Here is a 6,080-nt window from a genome sequence, read left to right on the forward strand (position 1 = left end):
TCCATTATTAACATAATGTGATTATAAGCTTGGTACAAGTTCAATAAAAATCTATGAAGTACAAAAATATAGTTACGGGATCCTTAATTGAATTAATAATAATGAATGAAGAGGTGATAACTGGTCTTGCATTAAACGAAAGCCGATATTATGTTCAATTTGCCTCGCGCGATTCATAACTAAATCAATATTATGAGCTTGAAGTAAATGTTTCTCACCAGTAATATTAAGTACACCTAATATTTGATTTGTTATAGAATCTCTAATTAGGGATGATGAACATACCCACGGATGCCAACCTTCACAAAAATGTTCACTCGAAAAAATTTGTACAGGTCTTTCTTCAACTAACGTAGTGCCGATTGCATTAGTACCTACTTCCGTTTCACTCCAATCCGCTTCAGAGAGAAAATGATGTTTCTCTACTTTATTCCACATCTTTTCAGAAACTTTTTCCGAAATAATGATTCCCTTATGATCACTTAACGTTTCGACAATTTCTTGATTCGCTAGCTGAGCAAACAATATGTTCATATGTGGCTCAGCGATTTTAAATAAAGCTTGAGATTGTTCTTTTCGCTCACGTAATGCATCCTCATAATAAACAACATCGGCTAAACGCTTATTCGGGTCGACGTCATTCTTTTGAGAACGTTCCCACGATGACAAAACGACCGATCTGGAATGGAAAACTCCCTTTCCATTTTGAAAGCACTACCCATCATTTGTAACCTGTTTATCTATAGTTCTAAAATCATTGAAACTCGACAAAACTATGTTACTCTCGACACACAAAATATCCCCCTCTACAAATTTTTTGCAAGAGTCAAGTTATTAAGTGGCGATTGGTATTTCGGCATACACTCTAAACAATAATGAGTCCAATCACGAAGTTATAAGTAATGCCTGTATATATAAAAAAGTCTACTGATGATTTCAGTGTGTAATCATCAGTAGACTTTTATATTTTTCACTATTTACTGCGTTTTACAATTAACTCGATAAAATTAGATAATAATTTGATCTCTTCATCTTCTAATTGTCGAGCATTTTCAACAAGCCGGATAATATCAACAGGTAGTTCAGGAACATCACCAAAAAATTCACTCAAGGAGATATCTAATGCTTCACAGATCGTAAACAATTTGTCCAAAGATGGTGCAGTTCTACCCGCTTCAATATCACTTAAATAAGACTGTGAGATAAATGCTTTATTTGCTAACTGCGATGCATTCATCCCTTTTGATAATCTAATATTCTTAATCCGTTTTCCAATGTTCATCGGTATCACCTATAGCTAATTATAATATTTTTTCACAACAAAAAGAGCATAAAAACAAACAATTATATCGTATATAACGATTTTATTATTTACAATATTGTTATATACGATATAATGTGAATTGTCAGTTATTAATACCAATCTAATCAGTAAATCGATAAACGAAAGACCTCTATAAAATCAACATTTTATCAGAGAGGATAACCTTTACAAAAATATAGGGAGGTATTTTTTGTGAGAAAAATCTTTTTATTTGTTTTTGCTCTAATCTTAGTTTTAACGGCTTGTAGTGATGGGGCTGATAAGGGTGCTAGACGGAGTGGACAATGATGCAGGTACAAATCCAGAGACTGAAGAGTCATTTGATGATTTGTTTATCACTATCGCAACCGGTGGAACATCCGGCATATACTATCCGCTTGGAGCTGGATTTTTAACGATTTTTGAAGGACTAGGAATTGACGCATCTGTTCAAGCGACACAGGCTTCAGTTGAGAATGTGAACTTAGTTTTAGAAGAATTAGCTGAAGTTGCGCTTATTACAGGGGATACAGCGTTTCAAGCGTACGAAGGAACAGGCCCGTTTGAAGGCGAGGAACCGAAAGAAGATTATGTTCTTTCGCAGCACTATATCCTAACTATTTACAAATTGTAACGACGGAAAATTCAGGAATTAACTCATTTGCCGATTTAAAAGGAAAGAAAATTTCCGTTGGTGCACCGAATTTCGGTACAGAATTAGCAGCGCAAGTTTTATTGGAAGGGCATGGGTTAAGCTACGATGATATTACACCTGATTATTTATCATTTTAATTCTAAAGTTTCTATTACTAACATAATGTGATTATAAGCTTGGTGTACAAGTTTAAATAAAAATTTATGAAATACAAAAATATAGGGAGGTATTTTTGTGAGAAAAATCTTTTTATTTGTTTTTGCTCTAATTTTAGTTTTAACGGCTTGTAGTGATGGGGCTGATAAGGGTGCTGACACAAGTGAAGACGGAGTGGACAATGATGCAGGTACAAATCCAGAGGCGGAAGAGTCATTTGATGATTTGTTTATCACTATCGCAACCGGTGGAACATCCGGCGTATACTATCCACTTGGAGCTGGATTTTCAACGATTTTTGAAGGACTAGGAATTGACGCGTCTGTTCAAGCGACACAGGCTTCAGTTGAGAATGTGAACTTAGTTTTAGAAGGGTTAGCTGAAGTTGCGCTTATTACAGGGGATACAGCGTTTCAAGCGTACGAAGGAACAGGCCCGTTTGAAGGCGAGGGACCGAAAGACAATTTACGTTCTCTAGCAGCACTATATCCTAACTATTTACAAATTGTAACGACAGAAAATTCAGGAATTAACTCATTTACCGATTTAAAAGGGAAGAAAATTTCTGTTGGTGCACCGAATTCCGGTACAGAATTAGCAGCGCAAGTTTTATTGGAAGGACATGGGTTAAGCTACGATGATATTACACCTGATTATTTATCATTTGCGGAGTCTGTTGACCAAATTAAAAACGGGCTAGTAGATGCAGCAATTTTAAGTAGTGGCATTCCGAATTCAGGAATTATGGATTTGGATACGACAGATGGAATTAAATTAATTCCAATCGAAGAAGATGCAATGGAGTATTTAACCGAAACGTATTCCTATCTAGGGGAAACGGTGATCCCAGCGAATACGTACAGTGTTGCGGAAGATGTTCCAGCCCTTGAAATTACTAATGCGATGATCGTAAGTAAGGATTTAACAGAAGATGAAGTCTACCATATGACAAAAGCAATTTTTGAAAACGTAGATACATTAATAGAAACGCATAGTGCGGCGGAAGACATTGATGTTTCTAAAGCAACAGAAGGTTTAAGCATTCCGCTACACCCAGGAGCAGAAAAATATTTTAAAGAAGTAGGGGCAATCGACTAATGGTACAGCGAGGGAGTCGAGTCAGGCTCCTTTCTTTTCCTAAATGGATCGTTTTCGTTCTAGTGACCTTGTTATTATTCATCCTCTTCTGTCCAAAAGAGCAAATGGTGCTCATTGTATCCGATCAAGAAACGGGAGAGGAGTATAAAAGGACAGCTATTTATATAGACGATACGTTTACTGTTCAATGGGTACATTCTGTTGAAAAAACGCATTGGCAAGAAACATTAACGATAAACGGAGATGGTGAAATTGTTTTAACTGAAACGCGCTTTCGTTCATTTGGGGCAGGCGTTCCCAATGAGAAAAACGGAAGCGTATATTTCGAGGACGGTTTTTTAGTCATGACAGATTTAGAGGAAGTGAAAGAAAATTATCAATGGATTCACTCACACGATGCAGCGTTTACTATTTTTAAAAATGATGAACAATTTTTACGAACAAACGATATTCCTCATCATCATAAAGTAGAAATAATGATTAAGAAGGGATGAGAAAATGTCTGAAAAGATTACAAAAGAAGAGAACATCGGTGCAGATGGTCATATAGAAGTTTTAGAAAAGTATGATGCAGAAGCTAGATTTCGAGTATTTACCAATAGAAATATTACGATCCTCATTTCCGTTATAGCTGTCGGATTTGCTCTATATCAGTTATACACATCTGCCTTAGGCGCACCTACCACATTAAAGCATCGAGCAATACATGTGGCGATTGTGTTATGTTTAATTTTTCTCCTATATCCAGTGAAGCGTTCTGCAAGTCGGGCAAAACTTCCGTGGTATGATGCTGCGCTCGCGCTTATAGCCTTAAGTACGGCAGGATATATTATCGTGGATTATTTAAATATCATTCATCGTGGTGGGATACCCAATAATCTCGATATTATTTTTGGAGTCATTCTTGTGTTACTCGTTCTTGAAGCCGCCCGACGAATGACTGGATGGGCGCTACCAATTTTAGCAGTGTTGTTTTTCTTTTATGCGTTGTTAGGTCGTGGATTATCGGGGATATTTAGACACCGTGGGTATGAATGGGATATGGTTATCAATCAATTATATGTAACGACGGAAGGAATTTATGGAACGGCAATTGGCGTTTCGGCAACCTATATCTTTTTATTCATCTTATTTGGAGCTGTTTTAGGAAGATCTGGGATGGGACAGTTCTTTAATGATATCGCCTTAGCCATTGCAGGGCATACAAAGGGCGGTCCAGCAAAAGTTGCTGTTTTAGCTAGTGCATTTTTAGGAAGTATCAATGGCTCCGCGATCGCAAATGTTGTAACGACAGGAACATTTACTATTCCCTTAATGAAAAGAGTAGGATACAAAAGAAACTTTGCGGGTGCAGTAGAAGCAACAGCATCTGTTGGAGGACAAATCTTACCACCAGTTATGGGTGCAGCAGCGTTTATTATGGCGGAAATTTTAGGGATACCATATTCAAGCGTTGCATTAGCAGCAATTTTACCAGCTGGGTTATATTATCTTGGCGTAATGATGCAAGTTCATTTACGTGCTTCTAAAGAAGGATTAGAAGGAATGAAACGAAGTGAGATTCCTAAAGTTCGTGATGTGATGAAAGAAAGAGGACATCTCATTCTTCCGTTATTGTTTTTAATTTATATGTTATTTTTTAGTGGCAAAACGATTATTTTTGCTGCATTTTGGACAATCGTTGCAACTGTTCTTGTTGCCCAATTCCGTAAAACGACACGGATGGCCGTCAAAGATTTATTTGGTGCATTAGAAGACGGAACACGCTCGGCACTATCTGTAGCGATCGCATGTGCCGCCGTTGGAATTATTGTTGGAGTTGCGACATTAACTGGTTTTGGTTTAAAGCTAGCAAACGGGATTATTTTAATCGGTGGAGAAAGCTTATTTTTAACGCTAGTATTTACAATGATTGCTTGTATTGTTTTGGGAATGGGTTTACCAAGTATTCCGACGTATATCATTACATCAACCATGGCAGCTCCTGCATTAGTCCAATTAGGTATCCAACCGTTTGTTGATCATATGTTTGTATTTTATTTTGGGCTTTTTGCAAACTTAACACCACCCGTCGCTTTAGCAGCATTCGCTGCCGCTGGTATTTCCGGCGGAGATCCAATGCGAACCGGATTCGCCTCTATGAAACTAGCGATCGCCGGATTCATCGTACCATTCGCATTTGTTTATAACAGCTCCCTACTTTTAATAGATACTTCATTTTTCGAGGGAGCGCTTGTAACGATTACAGCTATTATAGGTGTGATCATGCTCGGGGCAGCAGCAGAAGGTTATTTATTTAGAACGATGGGATGGATGATTCGGATTCTTAGTTTTGCAAGTTCGATCATGCTGATTACGCCGAATCGATTTTTTGATGTGTTAGGGATTGGGATTGTTGGGATTGTGTTGATTGTGCAGTGGGTGAAGGGGAGGAGGGAAGGTTTTGGAGTTTTGACTTGAAAATAGATACCTACTTGGAGGGAATTTACTGAACCCCAATAATTAGATTAAATATTTAAGCTGATATTTGACTGGTATGTAGACGGTATCCAACCGGATTCATACCAGTAATTTTGATTGTATTCGTTCATTGTTAAAGTGAAAAAATCTATTCTATATCTTGTTGTAATTCTTCAAACGAGTGATAAACGTTACCATAATACATTTTTTGTTTCATTAAAACTAAAAAATTTCCCATAGTTGGAATATATATAGGATCAAGCGTTAAGACTTCCATTAGATTGAGATGAAACGTCATTTGAAAGAAACACTTATTTTATTAAAAATAGATCTAGAAGATGGAAGTGCGGGAGGTGAAGCGACAATCGAAATGATTTTTACCTTGTGGATATATTCTTCTGGTTCACT

General features: G+C 37.2%; 6 protein-coding genes and 1 pseudogene. 5 read left to right on the plus strand and 2 right to left on the minus strand.

Annotation, left to right across the window (positions count from 1 at the left end; translation table 11 throughout):
• Positions 1-72: 72 nt before the first annotated feature.
• Together SPD89_RS17385 and SPD89_RS17390 are read right to left on the minus strand one after the other, a co-directional pair.
• A complete protein-coding gene (locus SPD89_RS17385; protein ID WP_336263214.1) occupies positions 73-669 on the minus strand; it encodes a GAF domain-containing protein in 597 nt (198 codons plus the stop codon).
• A 304-nt stretch (positions 670-973) separates the two neighbouring features.
• On the minus strand, positions 974-1,282 hold the full coding sequence (locus tag SPD89_RS17390) for a helix-turn-helix domain-containing protein (protein WP_336263215.1): 309 nt from the start codon (positions 1,280-1,282) through the stop codon (positions 974-976).
• A gap of 234 nt (positions 1,283-1,516) precedes the next feature.
• Here SPD89_RS17390 and SPD89_RS23190 point away from each other — a divergent pair, with 234 nt between their 5' ends.
• From SPD89_RS23190 to SPD89_RS17410, 5 genes and pseudogenes are all read left to right on the plus strand, one after another.
• The gene (locus SPD89_RS23190; protein ID WP_442961190.1) at positions 1,517-1,612 is read left to right on the plus strand and encodes a lipoprotein; all 96 of its coding nucleotides are present in this window, start codon (positions 1,517-1,519) and stop codon (positions 1,610-1,612) included.
• Positions 1,575-2,095: pseudogene (locus tag SPD89_RS17395) on the plus strand (TAXI family TRAP transporter solute-binding subunit). The gene SPD89_RS23190 and the pseudogene SPD89_RS17395 overlap by 38 nt, the downstream one beginning before the upstream one ends.
• A gap of 97 nt (positions 2,096-2,192) precedes the next feature.
• Entirely contained in the window at positions 2,193-3,212 is a 1,020-nt protein-coding gene (locus tag SPD89_RS17400) for a TAXI family TRAP transporter solute-binding subunit (RefSeq protein WP_336263216.1), read from the plus strand.
• Positions 3,212-3,706, plus strand: coding sequence for a DUF1850 domain-containing protein (locus SPD89_RS17405; RefSeq protein ID WP_336263217.1), 495 nt, complete (start codon positions 3,212-3,214; stop codon positions 3,704-3,706). Before SPD89_RS17400 ends, SPD89_RS17405 begins: the two co-directional genes overlap by 1 nt.
• Positions 3,707-3,710: 4 nt before the next feature.
• Positions 3,711-5,672 (plus strand): TRAP transporter permease, encoded by a 1,962-nt coding sequence (locus SPD89_RS17410; RefSeq protein WP_336263218.1) that lies wholly within the window; start codon positions 3,711-3,713, stop codon positions 5,670-5,672.
• Positions 5,673-6,080: the final 408 nt, after the last annotated feature.

Origin of the sequence: Pseudogracilibacillus sp. SO30301A (assembly GCF_037072025.1) — a bacterium.
Taxonomy (GTDB): Bacteria; Bacillota; Bacilli; order Bacillales; family Amphibacillaceae; genus Pseudogracilibacillus.